Below are 22,251 nucleotides of genomic sequence, written 5' to 3'. Positions count from 1 at the left end.
CCCACCCACACCCCCCCGCCCCCCCCGCGGGGCGCGCCCGGGCTCACCCCCGCCCCCCCCGGGCGCCCCCCCCCCCCCCGGGCCGGGCCCGACGTGCGTCCCGACCCCGACACCGCAGGAGCCCCGCACCCATGTCCCAGGTGCCCCCCGCACGACCGCACCAGAAGCTGACCGAGGACGGTCGGCGGATGCGTGAGGTGCTCAGCTACAGCCGGCGCGGCAGCCGCTTCACCCCGCGCCAGCAGGAGGCCTGGGACGCCCACGCCGAGCGCTGGGTCGTGCCCGACGAGGCGATCGACCAGCCGGGGTTCGACCTGGCCGAGGTCTTCGGCCGGCGTGCACCGCTCGTCGTGGAGATCGGCTGCGGGGTGGGGGAGGCCACCGGCGTGCTGGCGGCAGCGCGGCCCGGGTGCAACGTCCTGGCGCTGGAGGTCTGGCTGCCCGGCGTGGCCGCCTCGCTGGCCGAGGTCGCCGCAGCCGGGGCGGAGAACGTCCGGTTCTGCTCCGTCGACGCCGTCTGGTCGCTGCAGCACCTCGTGCCGGCGGGGGGCCTGGAGGAGCTGTGGACGTTCTTCCCCGACCCCTGGCCCAAGGCGCGGCACCACAAGCGCCGCCTGGTGCAGCCCGACTTCGCCCGGCTCGTGGCCTCGCGGCTGCGTCCGGGGGGCGTCTGGCGCCTCGCGACCGACTGGGCGCCGTACGCTGAGCACATGCAGGCCGTCCTGGACGCCGAGCCCGCCCTGGAGGGCGGGGTCGTCGAGCGGTGGGCCGAGCGGCCCGTCACGAAGTTCGAGCGCAAGGGCCTCGAGGTCGGTCGCGAGATCACCGACCTGCTCTACCGCCGGGTCTGAGCCGGCCCCTGCCCGGGGGTCAGGGTCAGCCGCGCGCGCCCGGCACGTGGGCCGGCAGCGAGCACACCTCGTCGAGCCCGGTGACGCGGTTCAGCCGCCCGAAGGCGATCCACGAGCCCAGGCACATGGTCAGCTCGACCACCTGCCGGTCGTCGTACGCCGCCCGCATCCGCGACCAGAAGTCCTCGTCGAGCCCGTGGTGCTCGGTGGCGAAGCGCTCGGCGTACTCCGCGGCCAGGCGCTCGCGCTCGCCGAGCGCGCTGCTGGTGCGCCACGCGGTGACCTCGTCGAAGAACCCGTCCTCGACCCGCTGGCCGTCCCGCTCGGTGCGGTAGTCGAGGCAGAACAGGCAGCCGTTCACGCGGGCGATGGTCAGGCGGGCCGCCTCGAACTCGCGCAGCGCCAGCGTGGAGTGGGCGTAGACGGCCGCCGAGAACGCGGCGGCCGCGGGCCCGATGCCGGGGACGAGCTCGCCCCAGACGTAGACCAGGGGGTCCTTCCCGTCCGGGACGTCGATGATCACGGGGCCTCCAGGGTCGGGGGTCGCCGCCGAATTTGTCGCGGCGGGCAGCGTCTGCCAAGATAGCCCGGTTGCTCCGGCGGGTCGCCGGGGCGTGCCACACCTTGACTTCTGAATCGTGTCTCCCGCACCACCTGGTGCAGATGCCTCAGTCGTCGCGCGTGCGGCCGCCGTCCTCCGAAGTCTGGGGGAAGCCTTGCAGCGATGCGGGGGGAGACCCGATCAGCCCGATGAACCATCGGGCGCCACCACAGCACACAGCAGCAGGACCCCGGTCCAGCGGCGTGCGCGGACATCTGTCCAGGATGTGCGACACGCCCGACCGCGGGGGTCGGCCGCTGGTGGGGGTGGAGCACAGGGCGGGACCGACTCAAGCCCGAGGACGCCCCGGACACCAGCACGCGGTTGACGAGAAGAAGGACGAGAGAGACCTATGGCGGGACAGAAGATCCGCATCAGGCTCAAGGCCTATGACCACGAGGTGATCGACACCTCGGCGCGCAAGATCGTGGACACCGTCACCCGCACGGGTGCCAAGGTCGCCGGCCCGGTGCCGCTGCCGACCGAGAAGAACGTGTACTGCGTCATCCGCTCGCCCCACAAGTACAAGGACTCCCGCGAGCACTTCGAGATGCGCACCCACAAGCGCCTCATCGACATCATCGACCCCACGCCGAAGACCGTCGACTCGCTCATGCGCCTGGACCTCCCGGCCGGCGTCGACATCGAGATCAAGCTCTGAGGTCAGACGACATGACTTTCGAACGCAACGTGAAGGGCCTGCTGGGCACCAAGCTCGGCATGACCCAGCTCTGGGACGAGAACAACAAGGTCGTCCCCGTGACCGTCGTCGCCGCGGCGACCAACGTGGTCACCCAGGTCCGCACCCCTGAGGTCGACGGCTACAACGCCGTCCAGATCGGGTTCGGCGAGATCGACGGCCGCAAGGTCACCAAGCCGAAGGCGGGTCACTTCGCCAAGGCCGAGGTGACCCCCCGCCGCCACCTGGTCGAGATCCGTACCGCCTCCGCCGCCGACTACTCCGTCGGCCAGGAGCTCGCCGTCGACACCTTCGCCGCCGGCGAGGAGATCGACGTGACGGGCACCAGCAAGGGCAAGGGCTTCGCGGGCACGATGAAGCGCCACGGCTTCGCCGGTGTCTCGGCGTCGCACGGTGCCCACCGCAACCACCGCAAGCCCGGCTCGATCGGCGCCTGCGCGACCCCCGGTCGCGTCTTCAAGGGTGTCCGGATGGCCGGCCGCATGGGTGGCGACACCGTCACCACGCAGAACATCACCGTGCACGCGGTCGACACCGAGAAGGGCCTGATCCTGCTCAAGGGCGCCGTCCCCGGCCCCAAGGGTGGTCTCGTGGTCCTCCGCTCCGCCGCCAAGAAGACCCAGGAGGCCTGAGCATGTCTGCCAAGACCGTCAAGGTCGACCTGCCCGCCGAGATCTTCGACGTCAAGGTCAACATCCCGTTGATCCACCAGGTCGTCGTCGCGCAGCAGGCCGCCGCCCGCCAGGGCACGCACGCCACCAAGACCCGCGGCGAGGTCCGCGGCGGTGGTCGCAAGCCCTACAAGCAGAAGGGCACCGGTCGCGCCCGCCAGGGCTCGACCCGCGCGCCGCAGTTCGCCGGCGGTGGCACCGTCCACGGCCCGCAGCCGCGCAGCTACGACCAGCGCACCCCCAAGAAGATGAAGGTCGCCGCCCTGCGCGGTGCCCTCTCCGACCGGGCGCAGAACGGCCGCATCCACGTCGTGGAGGCCCTGGTCTCGGGTGACAAGCCCTCGACCAAGGCCGGCATCGCCGCGCTGACCGGGCTGAGCGACCGCACGAAGTTCCTCGTGGTCCTCGAGCGCACCGACACCCTCACCTGGCTGTCGCTGCGCAACGCCCCGCAGGTGCACATCGTGGCCGTCGACCAGCTCAACACCTACGACGTGCTCGCCTCCGACGACGTGGTCTTCACCAAGGGCGCGTACGACGTGTTCGTGGGCGCCGGTACCGCCGAGAAGGAGGCCACCAAGTGAGCACCCTGCACAAGGACCACCGCGACGTCCTGATCGCGCCGGTCGTGTCCGAGAAGAGTTACGGCCTCCTCGACGCCAACAAGTACACCTTCATCGTGCGTCCCGACGCCAACAAGACCGAGATCAAGATCGCGGTCGAGAAGGTCTTCGGCGTCAAGGTCACCTCGGTGAACACGCTGAACCGCACCGGCAAGTCCCGCCGCACCAAGTACGGCATGGGCAAGCGCAAGGACACCAAGCGCGCCATCGTGAGCCTCGCCGAGGGTCACCGCATCGACATCTTCGGCCAGGTCGGCTGACCGGGCGAGACGAGGAAACAAGAGCAATGGCTATCCGCAAGTACAAGCCGACCACCCCGGGCCGTCGTGGCTCGTCGGTCGCCGACTTCGTCGAGATCACCCGCACCACGCCGGAGAAGTCCCTGACGGTGCCGCTGCCCAAGAAGGGCGGCCGCAACAACCAGGGCCGGATCACCACCCGTCACCAGGGCGGCGGTCACAAGCGTGCGTACCGGATCATCGACTTCCGTCGCTACGACAAGGACGGCGTCCCCGCGAAGGTCGCCCACATCGAGTACGACCCCAACCGCACGGCGCGCATCGCGCTGCTGCACTACGCCGACGGCGAGAAGCGCTACATCGTGGCGCCGAAGGACCTGACGCAGGGGACGCGCATCGAGTCCGGCCCGCAGGCCGACATCAAGCCCGGCAACAACCTGCCGCTGCGCAACATCCCCGTCGGTACGACGATCCACTGCGTGGAGCTGCGTCCCGGCGGCGGGGCCAAGATGGCCCGCTCGGCGGGCAACAGCGCCCAGCTCGTCGCCCGTGAGGGCTCGCGCGCCACGCTGCGCCTGCCGTCCGGCGAGATGCGCTTCGTCGACGTGCGCTGCCGCGCCACCGTCGGCGAGGTGGGCAACGCCGAGCAGTCCAACATCAACTGGGGCAAGGCCGGCCGCATGCGCTGGAAGGGCAAGCGCCCGACCGTCCGCGGTGTCGTCATGAACCCGGTCGACCACCCGCACGGTGGTGGTGAGGGCAAGACCTCCGGGGGTCGCCACCCGGTCTCGCCCTGGGGCAAGCCCGAGGGCCGCACGCGCAAGCGCAAGGCCTCCGACGCCCAGATCATCCGTCGTCGCAAGTCCGGCAAGGGTAGGAAGTAACCGACATGCCTCGCAGCCTGAAGAAGGGCCCCTTCGTCGACGACCACCTGATGAAGAAGGTGGACGCCGAGAACGAGAAGGGCAGCCACAACGTCATCAAGACGTGGTCGCGCCGCTCGATGATCGTGCCGGCCATGATCGGCCACACGATCGCCGTGCACGACGGTCGCAAGCACGTCCCGGTCTTCGTGTCCGACTCCATGGTCGGCCACAAGCTGGGCGAGTTCGCGCCCACCCGCACCTACAAGGGTCACGTCAAGGAAGACCGGAAGGGACGGCGTCGATGAGCACCACCGACCGAGTGCGCACCAGCGCACGCCGCGAGTCGCTGCTGGGTGACGAGCCCGGCGCCTTCGCGTCCGCCCGCTTCACGCGGATCACGCCCATGAAGGCCCGCCGGGTCGTCGACCTGGTCCGCGGCCTGCCCGTGGGCGAGGCGCACGCGATCTTGTCGTTCGCCCCGCAGGCGGCCGCCGAGACCGTCCTCAAGGTCCTGGAGTCGGCCGTCGCCAACGCCGAGACCACCGAGGGCCTCGACGCCGACGACCTGGTCGTCTCCGTCGCCATGGTGGACGAGGGCCCGACCATGAAGCGCTGGCGTCCCCGCGCCCAGGGTCGCGCCACCCGCATCAACAAGCGGACCAGCCACATCACGCTGGTCGTCCAGCCGGCCGACGTCGTGGCCGCGAAGAAGAAGAACGGGAAGGGTGCCTGATGGGCCAGAAGATCAACCCGAACGGCTTCCGTCTCGGCATCTCCACGGACCACAAGTCCCGCTGGTACGCCGACAAGCTGTACAAGGCGTACGTCGGTGAGGACGTCGCGATCCGCAAGCTGCTCAGCAAGGGCATGGAGCGGGCCGGCATCTCCAAGGTCGAGATCGAGCGGACCCGGGACCGCGTGCGGGTGGACATCCACACCGCGCGTCCGGGCATCGTGATCGGCCGTCGTGGCGCCGAGGCCGACCGCATCCGCGGCGAGCTCGAGAAGCTCACCGGCAAGCAGGTGCAGCTGAACATCCTCGAGGTCAAGAACCCCGAGGTCGACGCGCAGCTGGTCGCCCAGGGCGTCGCCGAGCAGCTCACCGGCCGCGTGCAGTTCCGCCGCGCCATGCGCAAGGCGATGCAGACCACGATGCGCTCGGGTGCCAAGGGCATCCGGATCCAGTGCTCGGGTCGCCTCAACGGCGCCGAGATGTCCCGCACCGAGTTCTACCGCGAGGGCCGCGTGCCCCTGCACACCCTGCGTGCGGACATCGACTACGGCTTCTACGAGGCCAAGACGACCTTCGGCCGCATCGGCGTGAAGGTCTGGATCTACAAGGGTGAGGTCGCCGGCTCCCGTGCCGAGCGCCAGGCTCAGGCCGCCGCCCGCGCCGGTGTCCCCGGCCGCAGCGGTCGTCCGACCCGCGGTGGCGAGCGTCCGAGCCGTGGCTCGCGCGCTGGCGACCGCCCCACCCGTGCCGACCGCGAGCAGACGACCGAGGCCCCGGCCGAGGCTGCTGCTCCCGCCGAGACCCCTTCGGAGGCCTGAGTCATGCTGATGCCCCGTCGCGTCAAGCACCGCAAGCAGCACCACCCCAAGCGGACCGGGATGGCCAAGGGCGGCACCACGCTCGCCTTCGGCGAGTTCGGTATCCAGGCGATCGAGGGTCACTACGTGACCAACCGGCAGATCGAGTCGGCCCGTATCGCCATGACCCGTCACATCAAGCGTGGCGGCAAGGTGTGGATCAACATCTACCCCGACCGTCCGCTGACCAAGAAGCCCGCCGAGACCCGCATGGGTTCGGGCAAGGGCTCGCCGGAGTGGTGGGTCGCCAACGTCAAGCCCGGTCGCGTCATGTTCGAGCTCTCCGGTGTCCCCGAGGACGTCGCCCGCGAGGCCATGCGCCGCGCGATCCACAAGCTCCCCATGAAGTGCCGGTTCGTGTCCCGAGAGGCGGGTGAATTCTGATGGCCAACGGTGTGAAGGCCCACGAGCTCGACGACCTGACCGACGTCGACCTGGAGTCCCGCCTGCGCGAGGCCAAGGAGGAGCTCTTCAACCTCCGCTTCCAGGCGGCCACCGGCCAGCTGGAGAGCCACGGCCGTCTCCGGACGGTCAAGAAGGACATCGCCCGGATCTACACCGTGGTGCGCGAGCGCGAGCTCGGCATCCGGACCGCGCCGGGCTCGAGCGACGAGGACGAGAAGTGAGCGAGACCCAGACCACCGAGCGCAACAGCCGCAAGACCCGCGAGGGTCTCGTGGTGAGCGACAAGATGGACAAGACCGTCGTCGTCACCGTCGAGGACCGCGTCAAGCACGCGCTGTACGGCAAGGTCCTGCGCCGCACGAGCAAGCTCAAGGCGCACGACGAGGCCAACGAGTGCGGCATCGGCGACCGGGTCCTGATCATGGAGACCCGACCCCTGTCGGCCACCAAGCGCTGGCGGGTCGTCGAGATCCTCGAGCGAGCCAAGTGACTCCTCGCCGCGAGGCGAGCCCCACCCCCATGTAGTTCGGCCAGGCTCACCGACCACCGCGTCGGTGAGAACCAGCACGACGACCAGGAGAGAAAATGATTCAGCAGGAGTCGCGGCTCAAGGTCGCCGACAACACCGGTGCGAAGGAGATCCTCTGCATCCGTGTTCTCGGTGGCTCGGGCCGCCGCTACGCCGGGATCGGTGACACCATCGTCGCCACCGTCAAGGACGCCATCCCGGGTGGCAACGTCAAGAAGGGCGACGTCGTCAAGGCCGTCGTCGTGCGCACCGTCAAGGAGCGCCGCCGGCCCGACGGGTCCTACATCCGCTTCGACGAGAACGCGGCCGTGATCCTCAAGAACGACGGCGAGCCGCGGGGCACCCGCATCTTCGGCCCCGTCGGTCGCGAGCTGCGCGACAAGAAGTTCATGAAGATCATCTCGCTGGCGCCGGAGGTGCTCTGAGCCATGGGGAAGAACAGCGTGAACATCAAGAAGGGCGACACCGTCAAGGTCATCGCCGGCAAGGACAAGGGCGCCGAGGGCAAGGTGATCCAGGTGCTCCGTGAGGAGCAGCGGGTGATCGTCGAGGGCGTGAACCGCATCAAGCGGCACACCAAGGTCGTCAACCAGGGCGGTCGCGCCGGCACCACCGGCGGCATCATCACCGCCGAGGCGCCGATCCACGTGTCCAACGTGATGCTGGTCGAGGGCGACGGCGTGACCCGGATCGGCTTCAAGCGCGTGCCGGTCACCAAGCGTCGTCCCGACGGCTCGACCTACGAGGCCGAGCGCAGCGTCCGCATCTCCCGCAAGAGCGGCAAGGAGATCTGAGATGACCGAGACCACCACCGAGACCCCCGCGACCGCGGCCAAGGTCACGCCCCGGCTCAAGACCCGCTACCGCGAGGAGATCATCCCCGCGCTGCAGTCCGAGTTCGACATCAAGAACATCATGCAGGTCCCGGGCCTGACCAAGATCGTGGTCAACATGGGTGTGGGCGAGGCTGCCCGCGACTCCAAGCTGATCGAGGGCGCCGTGCGCGACCTCACCGCGATCACCGGTCAGAAGCCGACCGTGACGAAGGCGCGCAAGTCGATCGCCCAGTTCAAGCTGCGCGAGGGCATGCCCATCGGCGCCCACGTGACGCTGCGCGGCGACCGCATGTGGGAGTTCGCCGACCGGCTGCTCTCCATCGCCCTGCCCCGCATCCGTGACTTCCGCGGCCTCTCGCCCAAGCAGTTCGACGGCCGTGGCAACTACACCTTCGGTCTGACCGAGCAGGTCATGTTCCACGAGATCGACCAGGACAAGATCGACCGCTCGCGCGGCATGGACATCACCGTGGTCACCACCGCGACCAACGACGACCAGGGCCGCGCGCTGCTCAAGCAGCTCGGCTTCCCGTTCAAGGAGAACTGACATGGCGAAGACTTCGCTGAAGGTCAAGGCTGCGCGCAAGCCCAAGTTCGCCGTGCGTGGCTACACCCGCTGCCAGCGCTGCGGCCGGCCCAAGGCCGTCTACCGCAAGTTCGGCCTGTGCCGCATCTGCCTGCGCGAGATGGCCCACCGCGGCGAGCTCCCCGGCGTGACCAAGTCCTCCTGGTAACACCTCACCCACGTTGAAGGTCGCCGCTGCTCCGGCGGGGCGAAACCACTTCGAGAAAGAACCCACCTCATGACGATGACTGACCCGATCGCAGACATGCTGACCCGTCTGCGCAACGCCAACCAGGCGTACCACGACTCGGTGTCGATGCCCTACAGCAAGCTCAAGCAGGGCGTGGCCGACATCCTCCAGCAGGAGGGCTACATCACCTCCTACACCGTGGCGGACCCGGCCGAGGGCGAGGTCGGCAAGACGCTGACCATCACCCTGAAGTACGGCCGCAACCGCGAGCGCTCCATCGCGGGCGTGCGCCGCATCAGCAAGCCCGGCCTGCGGGTCTACGCCAAGCACACCGGTCTTCCCAAGGTGCTCGGCGGCCTGGGCGTCGCGATCATCTCGACGAGCCAGGGCCTGCTGACCGACCGCCAGGCCAACCAGAAGGGCGTGGGTGGGGAAGTCCTCGCCTACGTCTGGTGACGAGAGAGACGAGAGGAGAAAACGCATGTCGCGCATTGGCAAGCTCCCCGTCCCGGTCCCGTCCGGGGTCGACGTCTCCATCGACGGCGCCACGGTGACGGTCAAGGGCCCCAAGGGCACCCTGAGCCACGCTGTCGCCGCCCCGATCGTGGTCGAGAAGGGCGAGGGCGTCCTGGACGTCAAGCGTCCCAACGACGAGCGTGAGTCGAAGTCGCTCCACGGCCTCACCCGCACGCTGGTCAACAACATGGTCGTGGGCGTGACCGAGGGCTACGAGAAGAAGCTCGAGATCGTGGGCGTCGGTTACCGCGTCCTGTCCAAGGGCCCCACCCAGCTGGAGTTCCAGCTCGGCTACAGCCACCCGATCATCTTCGACGCCCCCGAGGGCATCACCTTCGCCGTCGAGGGCCCGACCAAGCTCGGTGTCCAGGGCATCGACAAGCAGCTGGTCGGCGAGGTCGCCGCGAACATCCGCAAGCTCCGCAAGCCCGAGCCCTACAAGGGCAAGGGCGTGCGCTACGCCGGCGAGCACATCCGCCGCAAGGTCGGAAAGGCTGGTAAGTGACCATGGGTATCGCACTGTCGAACCACAAGCACACCGCTACCAAGACCCGGGCGCGCCTGCGCCGCCAGGTCCGTGGTCGCAAGAAGATCCAGGGGACCGCGGAGCGGCCTCGCCTGGTCGTCACCCGCAGCGCCAAGCACATCTCGGTCCAGGTCGTCGACGACCTGGTCGGCAAGACGCTGGCCAGCGCCTCCACCATGGAGGCCGACGTGCGGGCCACGTCCGGCGACAAGACCGCCAAGGCGAAGAAGGTCGGCGAGCTCGTCGCCGAGCGCGCCAAGGCTGCTGGTGTCGACGGGGTCGTCTTCGACCGCGCCGGCAACAAGTACCACGGTCGCATCGCGGCCCTGGCCGATGCCGCCCGTGAGGGCGGCCTGACCTTCTGATCGCAGACAGAGCAAGAGAGAAGAGGAAAGTCTCATGAGCGGAGCCCAGCGCGGACAGCGCGGTGGCGAGCGCCGTGGAGGCCGTGACGACCGTCGCGGTGGCCAGGGCGCGGACAAGACCGCCTACATCGAGCGCGTCGTTGCGATCAACCGTGTCGCCAAGGTCGTGAAGGGTGGTCGTCGCTTCAGCTTCACCGCCCTCGTGGTCGTCGGTGACGGTGAGGGTCTGGTCGGCGTCGGCTACGGCAAGGCCAAGGAGGTGCCTGCGGCGATCGCCAAGGGTGTCGAGGAGGCCAAGAAGAACTTCTTCCGCGTCCCGCGGATCCAGGGCACCATCCCTCACCCGGTCCAGGGCGAGAAGGCGGCCGGCGTGGTCATGCTGCGTCCCGCCGCTCCCGGTACCGGTGTGATCGCCGGTGGCCCGGTGCGCGCGGTGCTGGAGTGCGCCGGCATCCACGACATCCTCAGCAAGTCGCTGGGCTCGTCGAACCAGATCAACATCGTCCACGCGACGGTGGAGGCCTTGCGGATGCTCGAGCAGCCCGAGGCCGTCGCCGCCCGTCGTGGTCTCACCGTCGAGCAGGTCACCCCGGCCGCGCTGCTGAAGGCGCGCGCCGAGGTCCCGGCCGGTGTCTCGCAGGAGGTGTCCTCCTGATGGCGCAGCTGAAGATCCAGCAGATGAAGTCCACGATCGGCTGCAAGGCCAACCAGCGCGAGACCGTGCGCACGCTCGGCCTCAAGCGGATCGGCGACGTGGTCGTCAAGGAGGACCGCCCGGAGATCCGCGGCATGGTCCACACCGTCCGTCACCTGGTGACGGTCGAGGAGGTCGAGTGACATGACGCTCAAGCTGCACAACCTGAAGCCGGCTCCCGGCGCCAAGACCGCCAAGACCCGCGTCGGTCGCGGTGAGGGCTCGAAGGGCAAGACCGCCGGCCGTGGTACCAAGGGCACCAAGGCCCGGTACCAGGTGCCGGTCGCCTTCGAGGGTGGCCAGATGCCGATCCACATGCGGCTCCCCAAGCTGAAGGGCTTCAAGAACCCCTTCAAGGTGGAGTTCCAGGTGGTGAACCTCGACAAGATCAGCGCGCTGTTCCCCGAGGGTGGCGCCGTCACCGTCGAGGACCTGGTCGCCAAGGGCGCCGTCCGCAAGAACGAGCTGGTCAAGGTCCTGGGCCAGGGCGAGATCTCGGTCAAGGTCGACGTGACCGCGCACGCCTTCTCCGCCTCCGCGGTCTCCAAGATCGAGGCCGCGGGCGGCTCGACCACCACGGTCTGACCCGACCCACCGGGTACGAGGGCGCGGGTGCACGCCGTAGAGGCGACGCACCCGCGCCCTTGCCGTACCCCCGCTCGACGACCTGCCCGGTAGCCGCCTGTTAGGCTTCCGGAGGCTTTCCGGGCCCGCCCGGGGAGCCACAACTGTGTGGAGAAAGAGGATCTCGTGCTCGGCGCCTTCGCCAACGCTTTCCGGACGCCCGACCTGCGTCGCAAGCTGCTGTTCGTCCTGATGATCATCGTGATCTTCCGGGCCGGCTCGCAGATCCCTGCGCCCGGGGTGAACGTCGCCAACGTGCGCCAGTGCATCGACCTGGCCTCCCAGGGGGAGAACGCCAGCCTCTACAGCCTGGTGAACCTGTTCTCCGGCGGAGCGCTGCTCCAGCTCACGATCTTCGCGCTCGGGATCATGCCGTACATCACCGCGAGCATCATCCTGCAGCTGCTGGTGGTGGTGATCCCGCGGCTGGAGGCCCTCAAGAAGGAGGGCCAGGCCGGCCAGACCAAGATCACCCAGTACACCCGCTACCTCACGCTGGGCCTGGCCCTGCTCCAGGCGACCGGCATCGTGGCCCTGGCCCGCTCGGGCAACCTCCTGCAGTGCAACCTCGACCTGCTGCACTCCAACAGCACCAGCACCTTCCTGGTCATGGTCGTGACCATGACCGCCGGCACCGCGGTGATCATGTGGCTCGGCGAGCTCATCACCGAGCGCGGCGTCGGCAACGGCATGTCGATCCTGATCTTCTGCCAGGTCGTCGCCACCTTCCCGGGCGCGCTCTGGGAGGTCGGCAAGAGCCAGGGCTGGTGGACCTTCGGCGTCGTGCTGGTCATCGGCCTGGTCATCGTCGCGGCCGTCATCTTCATCGAGCAGGCGCAGCGCCGCATCCCGGTGCAGTACGCGCGCCGCATGGTCGGGCGCAAGATGTTCGGCGGCTCCTCGACCTACATCCCGCTCAAGGTGAACCAGGCCGGCATCATCCCGGTGATCTTCGCCAGCTCGCTGCTCTACCTCCCGGCCATGGCCGTGCAGTTCAACCAGAACAGCACCTCGGGCTGGGTCAGCTGGGTCAGCCGCTACTTCGTCACCGGCGACCACCCGCTCTACATGGCCGCCTACTTCGGTCTCATCGTCTTCTTCACCTACTTCTACGTCTCGATCACCTTCAACCCGCACGAGGTGGCCGACAACATGAAGAAGTACGGCGGCTTCATCCCCGGGATCCGGGCGGGCAAGCCGACCGAGGACTACCTGTCCTACGTCCTGTCCCGCATCACCGCTCCTGGCGCGCTCTACCTCGGGCTCATCGCCCTGATCCCGCTCATCGCCCTGGTTCTCATCGACGCGAACCAGAACTTCCCGTTCGGCGGCACGTCCATCCTCATCATGGTCGGCGTGGCCCTGGACACGGTGAAGCAGATCGAGAGCCAGCTCCAGCAGCGCAACTACGAAGGATTCCTCAAGTAATGCGCATGATCTTCATGGGGCCGCCCGGCGCCGGCAAGGGCACCCAGGCGACGGTCGTGGCGGGTCGCTTCGGCATCCCGGCGATCTCGACCGGCGACATCTTCCGCGCCAACGTCTCCGAGGGCACCCCGCTGGGCCTCGAGGCCAAGCGCTACATGGACGCGGGGGAGTACGTCCCCGACTCGGTGACCAACGAGATGGTGCGCCACCGGATCGCCGAGCCCGACGCCGAGCCCGGCTTCCTGCTCGACGGCTACCCGCGCACCCTGGCCCAGGTCGAGGAGCTCGACGGCATGCTCGCGGCCGCGGACCGGTCCCTCGACGTCGTCGTGGTCCTGACCGTCGACGCCGACGAGCTGGTCCAGCGGCTGCTCAAGCGCGCCGAGACCAGCGGCCGCTCCGACGACACCGAGGACGTCATCCGGCACCGCCAGGACGTCTACACCGAGCAGACCGCCCCGCTCATCGACGTCTACCGCGACCGGGGCCTCCTGCTCGAGGTCGACGGCCTCGGCGAGGTCGACGAGGTCTCCGCGCGCATCCTGTCCGCGCTGGACGGCCGCGGCTCGGCCGCATCCTGACGGCGTCGTACCGGATGGGACTGCTCGACCGCGGCCTGGAGATCAAGGACCCCGACCAGGTCCGGATGATGCGTCGCGCCGGGCTGGTCGTGGGGGAGACCCTCGAGCTGCTGCGGGCCGAGGTCCGTGCCGGCATCAGCACCGGTGAGCTCGACGCCATCGCCGAGGACAGCATCCGCTCCCGCGGTGCCACGCCCTCCTTCAAGGGCTACCACGGCTTCCCCGCCTCGATCTGCGCCTCGGTGAACGACGAGGTCGTCCACGGGATCCCCGGAGGCCGGGTGCTGGCCGAGGGCGACGTCGTCTCCATCGACTGCGGCGCGATCGTCGAGGGTTGGCACGGCGACGCCGCCACCACCGTCGCGGTCGGCGAGGTGCCGGACGAGGTCACGCACCTGAGCGAGGTCACCCGCCAGGCCATGTGGCGCGGGATCGCCGCGGCCCGCCGCGGTGGGCGCGTCACCGACATCTCCCACGCGATCGAGAGCCACGTGCGGGCCAGCGGGGAGTTCGGCATCCTCGAGGACTACGTCGGCCACGGCATCGGCTCGGCCATGCACCTGCCGCCCAACGTCCCGAACTACGGCCGGCCCGGGCGCGGTCCGCGGCTGGTGGAGGGCCTGGCGCTGGCGGTGGAGCCGATGGTGACCCTGGGCGGCAAGGAGACCGTGGTCCTGGAGGACGACTGGACCGTCGTCACCTCCGACGGCTCCTGGGCCGCCCACCACGAGCACACCTTCACGCTGACCGCCCACGGCGCGTGGGTGCTCACCGCTCTCGACGGCGGCGAGGCCGAGCTGACGGCGCTCGGCGTGCCCTTCGGGCCCCTGGCAGACTGAGCCCGGAGGCCGGTCGGATTCCTCCCACCCGGCCGGGTCGTGCCAGACTGCCCAGCGGAGGGGAGTATTCCCGTCACGGTGGTGTCGTCACCACGGTCGCCCTGTGCGGCCCGGTGCCACCGGCTCGCTCCGCGGGCGGAAGAGACCTCCGGCCGCTCGCCGTACCCTTCCACGCCTAGGAGTGACCCATGGACGTCTCCGCCCTCGAGTGGAGCATCACGATCGCAGTGACGATCGCGGTGCTCACCTTCGACGTGGTCGTGATCGCCCGCAACCCGCACGAGCCGTCGATGCGCGAGTGCACGATCGCCTTCATCGCCTACATGAGCGCGGCGGCCGTCTTCGGCTTCTGGGTGATGTTCTTCCACGGCGTCGACTACGGCGTGGACTACTTCACCGGCTTCATCGTCGAGAAGAGCCTCTCGGTCGACAACCTCTTCGTCTTCATCGTGCTGATGGCCGCGCTCAAGGTGCCCCGCAAGTACCAGCAGGAGGCCCTCATGGTGGGCATCATCCTGGCGCTGGTCTTCCGCGGCATCTTCATCGCGCTCGGCTACCAGCTGGTCAGCAACTTCAGCTGGGTCTTCTACCTCTTCGGCGCCTTCCTCGTGTACACCGCCGTCGGCCTCGTGCGCAGCTACCGCAAGCACGAGGAGGAGCACCCCGAGGACAACAAGGTCGTGAAGTGGGCTCAGACCCACCTCAACGTCGGTGAGGAGTACCGCGGCCTGAAGCTGTGGTGGAAGGACAACGGCGTCCGGGTCTACTCCCCGATGCTCATCGTCATCCTCGCCCTCGGCGTCACCGACATCCTCTTCGCGCTCGACTCGATCCCGGCGATCTTCGGCATCACCGACGAGCCGTACCTCGTCTTCACCGCCAACGTGTTCGCCCTGATGGGCCTGCGCCAGCTCTACTTCCTCATCGGTGGCCTGCTCAAGCGTCTGGTCTACCTGTCCCTGGGCCTGGCCTTCATCCTCGGCTGGATCGGCGTGAAGCTCTTCATCCACGCCGCCTACAAGGGCGGGCTGATCGACTGGGAGGTCCCGACGCTGTTGAGCCTCGTGGTCATCCTGGTGGCGCTCACCATCACCGCGGTCGCCAGCCTCGCCAAGTCCAAGGGCGCGGACGACGAGGTCGTGGCGACCGACGGCGGCGCCGCCGTCCCGCCGGCCCCGCAGCCGGCCGAGCGCGGCGAGGACTGAGCCCCGGCTCCACCTGTACCGAGATCGCACCGGACCTGCACGGAACACGGCGGGGGCCGCGAGCGTTGTCACCACGATGACCTCCGCAGCCCCCGCCCTGTCCGTCCTCGACCTGGTGCCCGTGCGCACCGACCAGACGAGCGCCGACGCCTTGTCGGCCGGCCTGGCCCTCGCGCAGGTGGCCGACGACCTCGGCTACCGCCGCTACTGGGTCGCCGAGCACCACAACATGCCATCGGTGGCGGCGACCAACCCGCCCGTGCTGATGGGCATGCTCGCCGCTGCCACCCGGCGGATCCGGGTCGGCTCGGGCGGGGTGATGCTGCCCAACCACGCGCCGCTGGTGGTCGCCGAGCAGGTCGCCCTGCTCGAGGCAGCCTTCCCCGGGCGGATCGACCTCGGCATCGGCCGTGCTCCCGGCACCGACCCGGTCACCTCCTACGCGCTGCGCCACGGCGCGGGCGGGGTCAGCGACGAGGCGGTGCAGCACTTCCCGCAGTACGTCCAGGACGTCCTGGCGATGATGGCCCCCGAGGGAGTGCAGGTCTCGGTCGCCGGGCGTACCCAGGCCTTGCGGGCCACGCCCGGCGCCACCTCGGTCGCCGACGTGTGGCTGCTGGGCTCCTCGGACTACTCAGCGAGGCTCGCGGCGCAGCTGGGGCTTCCCTACGTCTTCGCCCATCACTTCTCCGGGCAGGGGACGCTGGAGGCACTCGAGCTCTACCGCAGCAGCTTCCGCCCCTCGGCCCACCTGGACGCCCCGCGCACCTTCCTGACCGTCAACGCCGTGGTCGCGGAGTCCTCGGTCGAGGCGCGCCGACGGGCGCTGCCGAACCAGCTGATGATGCTGGCGCTGCGCACCGGCCAGCCGCTGGGTCCCCAGCTGCTGGTGGAGGAGGCCGAGAAGGTCGAGCTCTCCCCGCAGCAGGACGAGATGCTCGAGCGGATGGCCCAGCGCTGGATCGTCGGCGACCCCGCCGAGGCGGGGGAGCAGCTGGAGCGTCTGGCGACGACGTACGAGGTCGACGAGGTGATGGTGCACCCGGTGGCCGGCGCCCACGTGGGCACGGAGCCGGGGAGCGCGCCCACCCGCGAGGAGACCCTGCGGCTGCTGGCCGATTGGGTCTCGGCGGCGGCGAGGGGCTAGACTCGCCCGTCGGCCCAACGTGGGTCTGTCTCGTGGTGCCTCGCGGCTGCCCGGACGCACCTGGAGGAGCTCCTCGCGGAGCGCTTCCAGCGCGTGCCGGGTGAGGTGCCCGGACGGCTGCACGAGGTCCACCCGCGCTCGGTCCCAGACCTGGCGGGGGAGGTTCGCGGGCCACCCGTGCGACACCCGTCGTGCGGTGCACCAAGGTAGATCGACCGACAACGGATTGTGGAGGACATGCCGAAGAAAGAAGGCGTGATCGAGATCGAGGGCACCGTCGTGGAGGCCCTGCCGAATGCCATGTTCCGCGTCGAGCTGAGCAACGGGCACAAGGTTCTCGCCCACATCAGCGGCAAGATGCGCCAGCACTACATCCGGATCCTCCCCGAGGACCGTGTGGTGGTGGAGCTCTCGCCGTACGACCTCACCCGGGGTCGGATCGTCTACCGGTACAAGTAAGCCGATACCGGAAAGGGCCTCACATGAAGGTCAAGCCCAGCGTCAAGAAGATCTGCGACAAGTGCCAGGTGATCCGTCGCCACGGCCGCGTCATGGTGATCTGCGAGAACCCGCGGCACAAGCAGCGCCAGGGCTGATCACTCCGCCCAGCACCGCTCCTGCAGCACACAACTGAACACACCTACAACGTGATCGCTCAGCCGCCCCCCCGGGGCGGTCAACCACCTCCGGAGCAGACGGCCGGAGCCGGTGTGAGAGCCGGACGCGACACGACCGAGACCGCTGCGTACCACTGAAAGGCCATCGACATGGCACGCCTCGTCGGTGTCGACCTCCCGCGCGACAAGCGCATCGAGATCGCACTCACCTACATCTACGGCATCGGCCGTACCACCGCCCAGAAGCTGCTCGCCGAGACCGGCGTGGACCCCAACACCCGGGTGCACGCCCTCGGCGACGAGGAGCTGGTCAAGCTCCGCGACGCGATCGAGGCCTCCTACAAGATCGAGGGTGACCTCCGTCGCGAGGTCCAGGCCGACATCCGCCGCAAGATCGAGATCGGCAGCTACCAGGGCCGCCGCCACCGCATGGGTCTGCCCGTGCGCGGCCAGCGGACCAAGACCAACGCGCGCACCCGCAAGGGCCCCAAGCGCACGGTTGCCGGCAAGAAGAAGGCGAAGTGACGCCGGCTCCCTCGAGCCGAGCGCCCCGCTGACTTCCGATCAGACTCGACCAGAGACCTCAGGAGAAACGCATGCCTCCCAAGAGCCGCACCGCGGCTGGCGCCAAGAAGGTGCGCCGCAAGGAGAAGAAGAACATCGCTCAGGGCGAAGCCCACATCAAGAGCACGTTCAACAACACCATCGTCACGATCACCGACCCGACCGGTGCGGTGATCTCGTGGGCGTCCGCCGGCACCGTCGGCTTCAAGGGCTCCCGCAAGTCCACCCCGTTCGCCGCGCAGATGGCCGCCGAGGCCGCTGGGCGTCGCGCGATGGAGCACGGCATGAAGAAGATCGACGTCTTCGTCAAGGGCCCCGGCTCCGGTCGTGAGACCGCGATCCGCTCCCTGGGTGCCATCGGCCTCGAGGTCGGCACCATCCAGGACGTCACCCCCACGCCGCACAACGGCTGCCGCCCGCCCAAGCGCCGCCGCGTCTGACGCGCACCGAAGCGAACAGGAGAACTTGAGAGATGGCCCGTTACACCGGCCCCATGACCCGCAAGTCCCGCCGCCTCGGCGTGGACCTCGTCGGCGGCGACGCTGCGTTCGAGCGTCGTCCCTACGCCCCCGGCCAGCACGGCCGTGCGCGCGTGAAGGAGAGCGAGTACCGCTCGCAGCTGCAGGAGAAGCAGAAGGCCCGCTTCACCTACGGCGTGATGGAGAAGCAGTTCTACAACTACTACGCCGAGGCCTCGCGCCGCAGCGGCAAGACGGGTGACAACCTGCTCCAGCTGCTCGAGTGCCGCCTCGACAACGTGGTCTACCGGGCCGGCTTCGCCCGCACCCGCCGCCACGCCCGCCAGCTGGTCAACCACGGCCACTTCCTGGTCAACGGCAAGAAGGTCGACATCCCGTCGTACCAGGTCTCGGCCCACGACATCATCGACGTGCGCGAGAAGTCCCTGGAGATGACCCCGTTCATCGTGGCTCGCGAGACCCACGGCGAGCGGATCGTGCCGGCCTGGCTGCAGGTCCTGCCGAACCGGATGCGCATCCTCGTGCACCAGCTCCCGATCCGTGCCCAGATCGACATCCCGGTCCAGGAGCAGCTGATCGTGGAGTTCTACTCCAAGAAGTGATCTCGTCGGTGCCGCTCCGGATCCACCTCCGGGGCGGCACCGAGATCAGCACCGCCCTGCTCCACCTTCCTTCCACCTCGCAGTTCGGGCCCGTCAAATAGCGGTCGGACCCGGAAAGGAAAGAACAAGTGCTCATCGCACAGCGCCCCACCCTGTCGGAAGAGACCGTCGACGAGTTCCGCTCGCGGTTCGTCATCGAGCCCCTGGAGCCCGGCTTCGGCTACACCCTCGGCAACTCGCTGCGTCGCACCCTGCTCAGCTCGATCCCCGGTGCCTCCGTCACGAGCATCAAGATCGACAACGTCCTGCACGAGTTCTCCACGGTGGAGGGCGTGAAGGAGGACGTCACCGAGATCATCCTCAACCTCAAGGCCCTCGTCGTCTCCTCCGAGCACGACGAGCCGGTCACGATGTACCTGCGCAAGTCCGGTGCCGGTGACGTCACGGCCGCCGACATCGCGCCCCCGGCCGGCGTCGAGGTGCACAACCCCGACCTGAAGATCGCCACCCTGTCCGACAAGGGCAAGCTGGAGATGGAGCTGGTCGTCGAGCGCGGCCGCGGCTACGTCTCGGCCGTCCAGAACAAGGGTGCCGACAACGAGATCGGCCGGATGCCGGTCGACTCGATCTACAGCCCCGTGCTGAAGGTGACCTACAAGGTCGAGGCCACCCGAGTCGAGCAGCGCACCGACTTCGACAAGCTGGTGATCGACGTCGAGACCAAGCCCTCGATCCGTCCCCGCGACGCGCTCGCCTCGGCGGGCAAGACCCTCGTCGAGCTCTTCGGCCTGGCCCGTGAGCTCAACGTCGAGGCCGAGGGCATCGACATCGGCCCCTCGCCCGTCGACGAGCAGCTCGCCGCCGACCTCGCCCTCCCGGTCGAGGACCTGCAGCTGACCGTCCGGTCCTACAACTGCCTCAAGCGCGAGGGCATCCACACCGTGGGTGAGCTCATCGGTCGCTCGGAGCAGGACCTGCTCGACATCCGCAACTTCGGTGCGAAGTCGATCGACGAGGTCAAGGCCAAGCTGGTCGAGATGGGTCTGTCCCTCAAGGACAGCGCGCCCGGCTTCGACCCGCACGCCGCCCTGGCGGCGTACTCCGACGACGAGGACGACGCCTTCGTCGAGGACGAGCAGTACTGAGCGCACCGCTCAACCCACTAGAAGGAACATCTACTCCGGTACCTGGTACGGCCGGGGAGAATCGAGAGAGACATGCCCAAGCCCACCAAGGGTCCCCGCCTCGGCGGTAGCCCCGCCCACCAGAGGCTGATCCTGTCCAACCTGGCCACCCAGCTCTTCGAGCACGGTCGCATCACCACCACCGAGTCGCGTGCCCGTGCGCTGCGCCCGCTGGCGGAGAAGCTGATCACCAAGGCCAAGAAGGGCGACCTGCACCAGCGTCGCGAGGTCCTCAAGACCATCCGTGACAAGGGCGTCGTGCACGTCCTCTTCACCGAGATCGCCCCGACCTTCTCGGAGCGTCCCGGTGGCTACACCCGGATCACCAAGCTCGGCCCCCGCAAGGGCGACAACGCCCCCATGGCCGTCATCGAGCTCGTGACCGAGGCCTACGACCCGAAGCCGGCCCGTGTGAAGACCACGCCCGCCCCGGCCGCCCCCGTCGAGGAGCCGGCTGCCGAGGAGACCGAGGTCGAGGCCCCCGCCGAGGAGACCGAGGCGCCCGAGGCTGCTGCCGAGGAGACCGAGGCCCCCGAGGCCGCCGCGGAGGAGACCGAGGCTCCGGCCGAGGACGCCGACAAGGCCTGATCGACCCCTGCACCACCGCACGACGCCCCGCCCGGGTCACCGGGCGGGGCGTTCGTCGTGTGGGGCGTTCGTCGGGCAGGTGCGGGCCGCACCGAGGTCACCCTGTGCCGGGCGTCGGTCCGTGCGGGCCGGTTCTCGGTGGAGGGTGTGCTGACCGAGCGTGCCGGGTACGAGCAGGTCGAGCACGCCGTCGAGGGCGACACCTTCTGGCTCAAGCGCGGCTGAGCACCGTGCCCCACAGGGGCACACCTCGCGAGGGGCGGCTCAGAGCCGGGCCAGGACCGTCGAGGCGTCCAGGGAGCGTGGCCGCCTGCGCCTCGCGGCCAGGGCCTCCACGTCGCTGAGCACGGCGGCGTTGGCGGGGGTGTCGACGGCGTACCTCGCGCCGAGGCGGACGACCTCGCCGTTCAGGAGGTCCGCCTCGGTGTCGCCCGTGCCGCGCTCGAGGCTCTGCCAGGTCGAGCTCCCGGCCTCGTCGCGTCGGACCAGGGGGCGCAACAGCTCGCCACGGCGGACCCGGTCCTCCTCCTCGCTGACCACGGGGAGTCCGGCGGCTGCGAAGACGGCGACGCCCTCGCGTCGCACCCGGTCGACGAGCTCGTCGGCCTCGGGGCCCTCCCGGTAGGCCGCGTCGACCGCGTTGCCGAGGTTGAGCAGCAGCTTGCGGCGCTTCCAGGCCATGACGTCCTGGCGCGGCACCGAGTCGAACCCCGCGGCGACGAGGTCCGCGGCGACCGCGTGGTCGACGTGGTCGGTGCCACCGGTGGCCAGACCGGGGTCGAGCAGGCCGGGGAGCCCGAGGGAGTGCACCACCACCGAGCCCGGGCGCAGGCTGCTGGCCGGCATCATCACGACCACCCCGTGGACGGTGGCCGGGTCGCGGTGCTCGAGCAGCAGCCGCTCGTTGGCCACGGAGTTCTGCAGGCACAGCACGGGGACGTGCGCAGGGACGTCCGCCAGGGCAGGGAGCACGTCGGGGGTGTGCTGGGACTTCACCGCGAGGACCAGGACGCTCTGCCGGTCCCAGGTCGCCTCGTGCAGCCCGGCCAGCGTGGGCACCGGGACGGCGCGGGTGCGATCGCCCACCGCGAGGTCGAGACCGGCGGTCCGCAAGGCGGCCAGGGTCCTCCCGCGGGCGACGAGCTGCACGTCGCGACCTGCCTCGTGGAGCAGCGCCGCGGTGGCGCCACCGACAGCCCCGGCCCCGACCACGACGTACCTCACCGGCGCCAGGCCTCCTCCAGCAGCCGGGTCGCCTCGTCGAGGCCGAGCCCGAGCCGCCGGGCCTCGGCGGCGTACGTCGTGGCCGCGGCGCGGGCGTCGCCGCTGGTCGCGGCCCCGCTGCTGCGGACGAACGTGCCGCGGCGGCCCTCGGTGACGAGCACGCCGTCGGCCTCCAGCTCCTTGTAGGCCCGGGCGACGGTGCCCGCAGCCACGCCGAGCTGCTCGGCCAGCGCCCGGACCGTCGGCAGCCGGGTGCCGGCGGCCAGGTCGCCCGACGCGGCACGGGACGCCACCTGGCGGCGGAGCTGCTCGAACGGCGGGTCGGCGGAGCCGGGGTCGAGGGGGTGGATCGTCACCCGCGGCACGGTAGGCCATGGGGTCCGGCTGGCCACGGGTCGAGGT

38 protein-coding genes are annotated in these 22,251 nt (G+C 69.5%); 35 read left to right on the top strand and 3 right to left on the bottom strand.

The features are described 5' to 3' along the window. The first annotated feature begins 131 nt into the window (after positions 1–131). Positions 132–851 carry a tRNA (guanosine(46)-N7)-methyltransferase TrmB gene (trmB, locus tag Q1V71_RS18385; RefSeq protein ID WP_300645714.1) on the top strand — a complete coding sequence of 240 codons (720 nt, stop codon included), beginning with the start codon at positions 132–134 and terminating at the stop codon, positions 849–851. Between the two features lie 25 nt (positions 852–876). On the opposite strand, the gene Q1V71_RS18380 is transcribed toward trmB, so the two are convergent. Beyond that, on the bottom strand, positions 877–1,374 hold the full coding sequence (locus Q1V71_RS18380; protein WP_300645712.1) for a carboxymuconolactone decarboxylase family protein: 498 nt from the start codon (positions 1,372–1,374) through the stop codon (positions 877–879). A 430-nt stretch (positions 1,375–1,804) separates the two neighbouring features. Between Q1V71_RS18380 and rpsJ the strand changes: the two genes are divergently transcribed. The 34 genes from rpsJ to Q1V71_RS18210 all read left to right on the top strand — a co-directional run bounded on the left by rpsJ (position 1,805) and on the right by Q1V71_RS18210 (position 20,850). Further along, complete coding sequence (gene rpsJ / locus Q1V71_RS18375; RefSeq protein ID WP_008360994.1) at positions 1,805–2,113, top strand: 30S ribosomal protein S10; 309 nt, start codon at positions 1,805–1,807, stop codon at positions 2,111–2,113. 11 nt (positions 2,114–2,124) lie between these two features. Further along, positions 2,125–2,784 (top strand): 50S ribosomal protein L3, encoded by a 660-nt coding sequence (gene rplC / locus Q1V71_RS18370; RefSeq protein WP_300645711.1) that lies wholly within the window; start codon positions 2,125–2,127, stop codon positions 2,782–2,784. Between the two features lie 2 nt (positions 2,785–2,786). Next, positions 2,787–3,407, top strand: a complete 621-nt coding sequence (gene rplD / locus Q1V71_RS18365) for a 50S ribosomal protein L4 (RefSeq protein WP_300645710.1) — start codon at positions 2,787–2,789, stop codon at positions 3,405–3,407. Further along, positions 3,404–3,706 carry a 50S ribosomal protein L23 gene (gene rplW / locus Q1V71_RS18360; RefSeq protein WP_300645708.1) on the top strand — a complete coding sequence of 101 codons (303 nt, stop codon included), beginning with the start codon at positions 3,404–3,406 and terminating at the stop codon, positions 3,704–3,706. Before rplD ends, rplW begins: the two co-directional genes overlap by 4 nt. A 26-nt stretch (positions 3,707–3,732) precedes the next feature. Continuing rightward, entirely contained in the window at positions 3,733–4,569 is an 837-nt protein-coding gene (rplB, locus tag Q1V71_RS18355; RefSeq protein ID WP_300645707.1) for a 50S ribosomal protein L2, read from the top strand. 5 nt (positions 4,570–4,574) lie between these two features. Then, positions 4,575–4,856, top strand: a complete 282-nt coding sequence (rpsS, locus tag Q1V71_RS18350) for a 30S ribosomal protein S19 (protein ID WP_179532009.1) — start codon at positions 4,575–4,577, stop codon at positions 4,854–4,856. Further along, on the top strand, positions 4,853–5,284 hold the full coding sequence (rplV, locus tag Q1V71_RS18345; RefSeq protein ID WP_300645705.1) for a 50S ribosomal protein L22: 432 nt from the start codon (positions 4,853–4,855) through the stop codon (positions 5,282–5,284). Before rpsS ends, rplV begins: the two co-directional genes overlap by 4 nt. Continuing rightward, positions 5,284–6,102: a 30S ribosomal protein S3 gene (gene rpsC / locus Q1V71_RS18340; protein ID WP_300645704.1), complete on the top strand. Its 819-nt coding sequence runs from the start codon at positions 5,284–5,286 to the stop codon at positions 6,100–6,102. Before rplV ends, rpsC begins: the two co-directional genes overlap by 1 nt. 3 nt (positions 6,103–6,105) lie before the next feature. Further along, complete coding sequence (rplP, locus tag Q1V71_RS18335; RefSeq protein ID WP_300645703.1) at positions 6,106–6,525, top strand: 50S ribosomal protein L16; 420 nt, start codon at positions 6,106–6,108, stop codon at positions 6,523–6,525. Further along, positions 6,525–6,767, top strand: coding sequence for a 50S ribosomal protein L29 (gene rpmC, locus Q1V71_RS18330; RefSeq protein ID WP_300645702.1), 243 nt, complete (start codon positions 6,525–6,527; stop codon positions 6,765–6,767). The genes rplP and rpmC overlap by 1 nt, the downstream gene beginning before the upstream one ends. Continuing rightward, entirely contained in the window at positions 6,764–7,036 is a 273-nt protein-coding gene (gene rpsQ / locus Q1V71_RS18325; RefSeq protein ID WP_300645700.1) for a 30S ribosomal protein S17, read from the top strand. Before rpmC ends, rpsQ begins: the two co-directional genes overlap by 4 nt. A 95-nt stretch (positions 7,037–7,131) precedes the next feature. After that, positions 7,132–7,500 (top strand): 50S ribosomal protein L14, encoded by a 369-nt coding sequence (gene rplN / locus Q1V71_RS18320; RefSeq protein WP_136569994.1) that lies wholly within the window; start codon positions 7,132–7,134, stop codon positions 7,498–7,500. 3 nt (positions 7,501–7,503) lie between these two features. Then, positions 7,504–7,869 (top strand): 50S ribosomal protein L24, encoded by a 366-nt coding sequence (gene rplX, locus Q1V71_RS18315; protein WP_300645699.1) that lies wholly within the window; start codon positions 7,504–7,506, stop codon positions 7,867–7,869. Between the two features lies 1 nt (position 7,870). After that, positions 7,871–8,458 (top strand): 50S ribosomal protein L5, encoded by a 588-nt coding sequence (gene rplE, locus Q1V71_RS18310; RefSeq protein ID WP_300645697.1) that lies wholly within the window; start codon positions 7,871–7,873, stop codon positions 8,456–8,458. A gap of 1 nt (position 8,459) precedes the next feature. Continuing rightward, complete coding sequence (locus Q1V71_RS18305) at positions 8,460–8,645, top strand: type Z 30S ribosomal protein S14 (RefSeq protein ID WP_010831721.1); 186 nt, start codon at positions 8,460–8,462, stop codon at positions 8,643–8,645. 69 nt (positions 8,646–8,714) lie between these two features. Further along, positions 8,715–9,122, top strand: coding sequence for a 30S ribosomal protein S8 (rpsH, locus tag Q1V71_RS18300; RefSeq protein WP_179532003.1), 408 nt, complete (start codon positions 8,715–8,717; stop codon positions 9,120–9,122). Between the two features lie 25 nt (positions 9,123–9,147). Further along, a complete protein-coding gene (gene rplF, locus Q1V71_RS18295) occupies positions 9,148–9,687 on the top strand; it encodes a 50S ribosomal protein L6 (protein WP_300645695.1) in 540 nt (179 codons plus the stop codon). 2 nt (positions 9,688–9,689) lie between these two features. Continuing rightward, a complete protein-coding gene (rplR, locus tag Q1V71_RS18290) occupies positions 9,690–10,073 on the top strand; it encodes a 50S ribosomal protein L18 (RefSeq protein WP_300645693.1) in 384 nt (127 codons plus the stop codon). Between the two features lie 34 nt (positions 10,074–10,107). Next, positions 10,108–10,728 carry a 30S ribosomal protein S5 gene (gene rpsE / locus Q1V71_RS18285; RefSeq protein WP_300645691.1) on the top strand — a complete coding sequence of 207 codons (621 nt, stop codon included), beginning with the start codon at positions 10,108–10,110 and terminating at the stop codon, positions 10,726–10,728. Next, positions 10,728–10,910, top strand: coding sequence for a 50S ribosomal protein L30 (gene rpmD / locus Q1V71_RS18280; protein ID WP_300645690.1), 183 nt, complete (start codon positions 10,728–10,730; stop codon positions 10,908–10,910). Before rpsE ends, rpmD begins: the two co-directional genes overlap by 1 nt. A 1-nt stretch (position 10,911) precedes the next feature. Then, on the top strand, positions 10,912–11,352 hold the full coding sequence (gene rplO / locus Q1V71_RS18275) for a 50S ribosomal protein L15 (protein WP_300645689.1): 441 nt from the start codon (positions 10,912–10,914) through the stop codon (positions 11,350–11,352). 165 nt (positions 11,353–11,517) lie between these two features. Next, entirely contained in the window at positions 11,518–12,819 is a 1,302-nt protein-coding gene (gene secY, locus Q1V71_RS18270; protein ID WP_300645688.1) for a preprotein translocase subunit SecY, read from the top strand. Next, entirely contained in the window at positions 12,819–13,400 is a 582-nt protein-coding gene (locus tag Q1V71_RS18265; RefSeq protein WP_300645687.1) for an adenylate kinase, read from the top strand. Before secY ends, Q1V71_RS18265 begins: the two co-directional genes overlap by 1 nt. A 14-nt stretch (positions 13,401–13,414) precedes the next feature. Continuing rightward, the gene (map, locus tag Q1V71_RS18260) at positions 13,415–14,239 is read left to right on the top strand and encodes a type I methionyl aminopeptidase (protein ID WP_300645685.1); all 825 of its coding nucleotides are present in this window, start codon (positions 13,415–13,417) and stop codon (positions 14,237–14,239) included. 188 nt (positions 14,240–14,427) lie between these two features. Further along, positions 14,428–15,444 (top strand): TerC family protein, encoded by a 1,017-nt coding sequence (locus tag Q1V71_RS18255; RefSeq protein ID WP_300645683.1) that lies wholly within the window; start codon positions 14,428–14,430, stop codon positions 15,442–15,444. A 76-nt stretch (positions 15,445–15,520) separates the two neighbouring features. Further along, positions 15,521–16,591 carry an LLM class flavin-dependent oxidoreductase gene (locus Q1V71_RS18250; RefSeq protein WP_300645679.1) on the top strand — a complete coding sequence of 357 codons (1,071 nt, stop codon included), beginning with the start codon at positions 15,521–15,523 and terminating at the stop codon, positions 16,589–16,591. A 237-nt stretch (positions 16,592–16,828) separates the two neighbouring features. Then, positions 16,829–17,050 carry a translation initiation factor IF-1 gene (gene infA / locus Q1V71_RS18245; RefSeq protein WP_011757309.1) on the top strand — a complete coding sequence of 74 codons (222 nt, stop codon included), beginning with the start codon at positions 16,829–16,831 and terminating at the stop codon, positions 17,048–17,050. A 23-nt stretch (positions 17,051–17,073) separates the two neighbouring features. After that, positions 17,074–17,187 carry a 50S ribosomal protein L36 gene (rpmJ, locus tag Q1V71_RS18240; RefSeq protein WP_300645678.1) on the top strand — a complete coding sequence of 38 codons (114 nt, stop codon included), beginning with the start codon at positions 17,074–17,076 and terminating at the stop codon, positions 17,185–17,187. A 171-nt stretch (positions 17,188–17,358) separates the two neighbouring features. Next, on the top strand, positions 17,359–17,733 hold the full coding sequence (gene rpsM, locus Q1V71_RS18235) for a 30S ribosomal protein S13 (protein WP_300645676.1): 375 nt from the start codon (positions 17,359–17,361) through the stop codon (positions 17,731–17,733). Between the two features lie 71 nt (positions 17,734–17,804). Then, positions 17,805–18,212: a 30S ribosomal protein S11 gene (gene rpsK, locus Q1V71_RS18230; RefSeq protein ID WP_121256741.1), complete on the top strand. Its 408-nt coding sequence runs from the start codon at positions 17,805–17,807 to the stop codon at positions 18,210–18,212. A 32-nt stretch (positions 18,213–18,244) separates the two neighbouring features. Then, positions 18,245–18,853 (top strand): 30S ribosomal protein S4, encoded by a 609-nt coding sequence (rpsD, locus tag Q1V71_RS18225; protein WP_300645673.1) that lies wholly within the window; start codon positions 18,245–18,247, stop codon positions 18,851–18,853. 128 nt (positions 18,854–18,981) lie between these two features. Further along, positions 18,982–19,998, top strand: a complete 1,017-nt coding sequence (locus Q1V71_RS18220) for a DNA-directed RNA polymerase subunit alpha (RefSeq protein ID WP_300645672.1) — start codon at positions 18,982–18,984, stop codon at positions 19,996–19,998. Between the two features lie 72 nt (positions 19,999–20,070). Continuing rightward, positions 20,071–20,625, top strand: coding sequence for a 50S ribosomal protein L17 (gene rplQ / locus Q1V71_RS18215; RefSeq protein WP_300645671.1), 555 nt, complete (start codon positions 20,071–20,073; stop codon positions 20,623–20,625). 57 nt (positions 20,626–20,682) lie between these two features. Beyond that, positions 20,683–20,850: a hypothetical protein gene (locus Q1V71_RS18210; protein WP_300645670.1), complete on the top strand. Its 168-nt coding sequence runs from the start codon at positions 20,683–20,685 to the stop codon at positions 20,848–20,850. Between the two features lie 39 nt (positions 20,851–20,889). On the opposite strand, the gene Q1V71_RS18205 is transcribed toward Q1V71_RS18210, so the two are convergent. Both Q1V71_RS18205 and Q1V71_RS18200 read right to left on the bottom strand, forming a co-directional pair. Next, positions 20,890–21,849, bottom strand: coding sequence for a ketopantoate reductase family protein (locus Q1V71_RS18205; RefSeq protein WP_300645668.1), 960 nt, complete (start codon positions 21,847–21,849; stop codon positions 20,890–20,892). Further along, the gene (locus Q1V71_RS18200; RefSeq protein WP_300645667.1) at positions 21,846–22,205 is read right to left on the bottom strand and encodes a GntR family transcriptional regulator; all 360 of its coding nucleotides are present in this window, start codon (positions 22,203–22,205) and stop codon (positions 21,846–21,848) included. The genes Q1V71_RS18205 and Q1V71_RS18200 overlap by 4 nt, the downstream gene beginning before the upstream one ends. Positions 22,206–22,251: the final 46 nt, after the last annotated feature.

Source organism: Nocardioides sp. (genome assembly GCF_030149505.1).
Classification (GTDB): Bacteria; Actinomycetota; Actinomycetes; order Propionibacteriales; family Nocardioidaceae; genus Nocardioides.
Note: the sequence above shows the minus strand (reverse complement) of the source record. Positions and strands in the feature narration are given on the sequence as shown.

Coding starts and splice junctions, on each gene's coding strand:
- trmB (WP_300645714.1), top strand. CDS start 132: ATGTCCCAGGTGCCCCCCGCACGACCGCACCAGAAGCTGACCGAGGAC.
- rpsJ (WP_008360994.1), top strand. CDS start 1,805: ATGGCGGGACAGAAGATCCGCATCAGGCTCAAGGCCTATGACCACGAG.
- rplC (WP_300645711.1), top strand. CDS start 2,125: ATGACTTTCGAACGCAACGTGAAGGGCCTGCTGGGCACCAAGCTCGGC.
- rplD (WP_300645710.1), top strand. CDS start 2,787: ATGTCTGCCAAGACCGTCAAGGTCGACCTGCCCGCCGAGATCTTCGAC.
- rplB (WP_300645707.1), top strand. CDS start 3,733: ATGGCTATCCGCAAGTACAAGCCGACCACCCCGGGCCGTCGTGGCTCG.
- rpsS (WP_179532009.1), top strand. CDS start 4,575: ATGCCTCGCAGCCTGAAGAAGGGCCCCTTCGTCGACGACCACCTGATG.
- rplV (WP_300645705.1), top strand. CDS start 4,853: ATGAGCACCACCGACCGAGTGCGCACCAGCGCACGCCGCGAGTCGCTG.
- rpsC (WP_300645704.1), top strand. CDS start 5,284: ATGGGCCAGAAGATCAACCCGAACGGCTTCCGTCTCGGCATCTCCACG.
- rplP (WP_300645703.1), top strand. CDS start 6,106: ATGCTGATGCCCCGTCGCGTCAAGCACCGCAAGCAGCACCACCCCAAG.
- rpmC (WP_300645702.1), top strand. CDS start 6,525: ATGGCCAACGGTGTGAAGGCCCACGAGCTCGACGACCTGACCGACGTC.
- rplN (WP_136569994.1), top strand. CDS start 7,132: ATGATTCAGCAGGAGTCGCGGCTCAAGGTCGCCGACAACACCGGTGCG.
- rplX (WP_300645699.1), top strand. CDS start 7,504: ATGGGGAAGAACAGCGTGAACATCAAGAAGGGCGACACCGTCAAGGTC.
- rplE (WP_300645697.1), top strand. CDS start 7,871: ATGACCGAGACCACCACCGAGACCCCCGCGACCGCGGCCAAGGTCACG.
- Q1V71_RS18305 (WP_010831721.1), top strand. CDS start 8,460: ATGGCGAAGACTTCGCTGAAGGTCAAGGCTGCGCGCAAGCCCAAGTTC.
- rpsH (WP_179532003.1), top strand. CDS start 8,715: ATGACGATGACTGACCCGATCGCAGACATGCTGACCCGTCTGCGCAAC.
- rplF (WP_300645695.1), top strand. CDS start 9,148: ATGTCGCGCATTGGCAAGCTCCCCGTCCCGGTCCCGTCCGGGGTCGAC.
- rplR (WP_300645693.1), top strand. CDS start 9,690: ATGGGTATCGCACTGTCGAACCACAAGCACACCGCTACCAAGACCCGG.
- rpsE (WP_300645691.1), top strand. CDS start 10,108: ATGAGCGGAGCCCAGCGCGGACAGCGCGGTGGCGAGCGCCGTGGAGGC.
- rpmD (WP_300645690.1), top strand. CDS start 10,728: ATGGCGCAGCTGAAGATCCAGCAGATGAAGTCCACGATCGGCTGCAAG.
- rplO (WP_300645689.1), top strand. CDS start 10,912: ATGACGCTCAAGCTGCACAACCTGAAGCCGGCTCCCGGCGCCAAGACC.
- Q1V71_RS18265 (WP_300645687.1), top strand. CDS start 12,819: ATGCGCATGATCTTCATGGGGCCGCCCGGCGCCGGCAAGGGCACCCAG.
- map (WP_300645685.1), top strand. CDS start 13,415: ATGGGACTGCTCGACCGCGGCCTGGAGATCAAGGACCCCGACCAGGTC.
- Q1V71_RS18255 (WP_300645683.1), top strand. CDS start 14,428: ATGGACGTCTCCGCCCTCGAGTGGAGCATCACGATCGCAGTGACGATC.
- Q1V71_RS18250 (WP_300645679.1), top strand. CDS start 15,521: ATGACCTCCGCAGCCCCCGCCCTGTCCGTCCTCGACCTGGTGCCCGTG.
- infA (WP_011757309.1), top strand. CDS start 16,829: ATGCCGAAGAAAGAAGGCGTGATCGAGATCGAGGGCACCGTCGTGGAG.
- rpmJ (WP_300645678.1), top strand. CDS start 17,074: ATGAAGGTCAAGCCCAGCGTCAAGAAGATCTGCGACAAGTGCCAGGTG.
- rpsM (WP_300645676.1), top strand. CDS start 17,359: ATGGCACGCCTCGTCGGTGTCGACCTCCCGCGCGACAAGCGCATCGAG.
- rpsK (WP_121256741.1), top strand. CDS start 17,805: ATGCCTCCCAAGAGCCGCACCGCGGCTGGCGCCAAGAAGGTGCGCCGC.
- rpsD (WP_300645673.1), top strand. CDS start 18,245: ATGGCCCGTTACACCGGCCCCATGACCCGCAAGTCCCGCCGCCTCGGC.
- rplQ (WP_300645671.1), top strand. CDS start 20,071: ATGCCCAAGCCCACCAAGGGTCCCCGCCTCGGCGGTAGCCCCGCCCAC.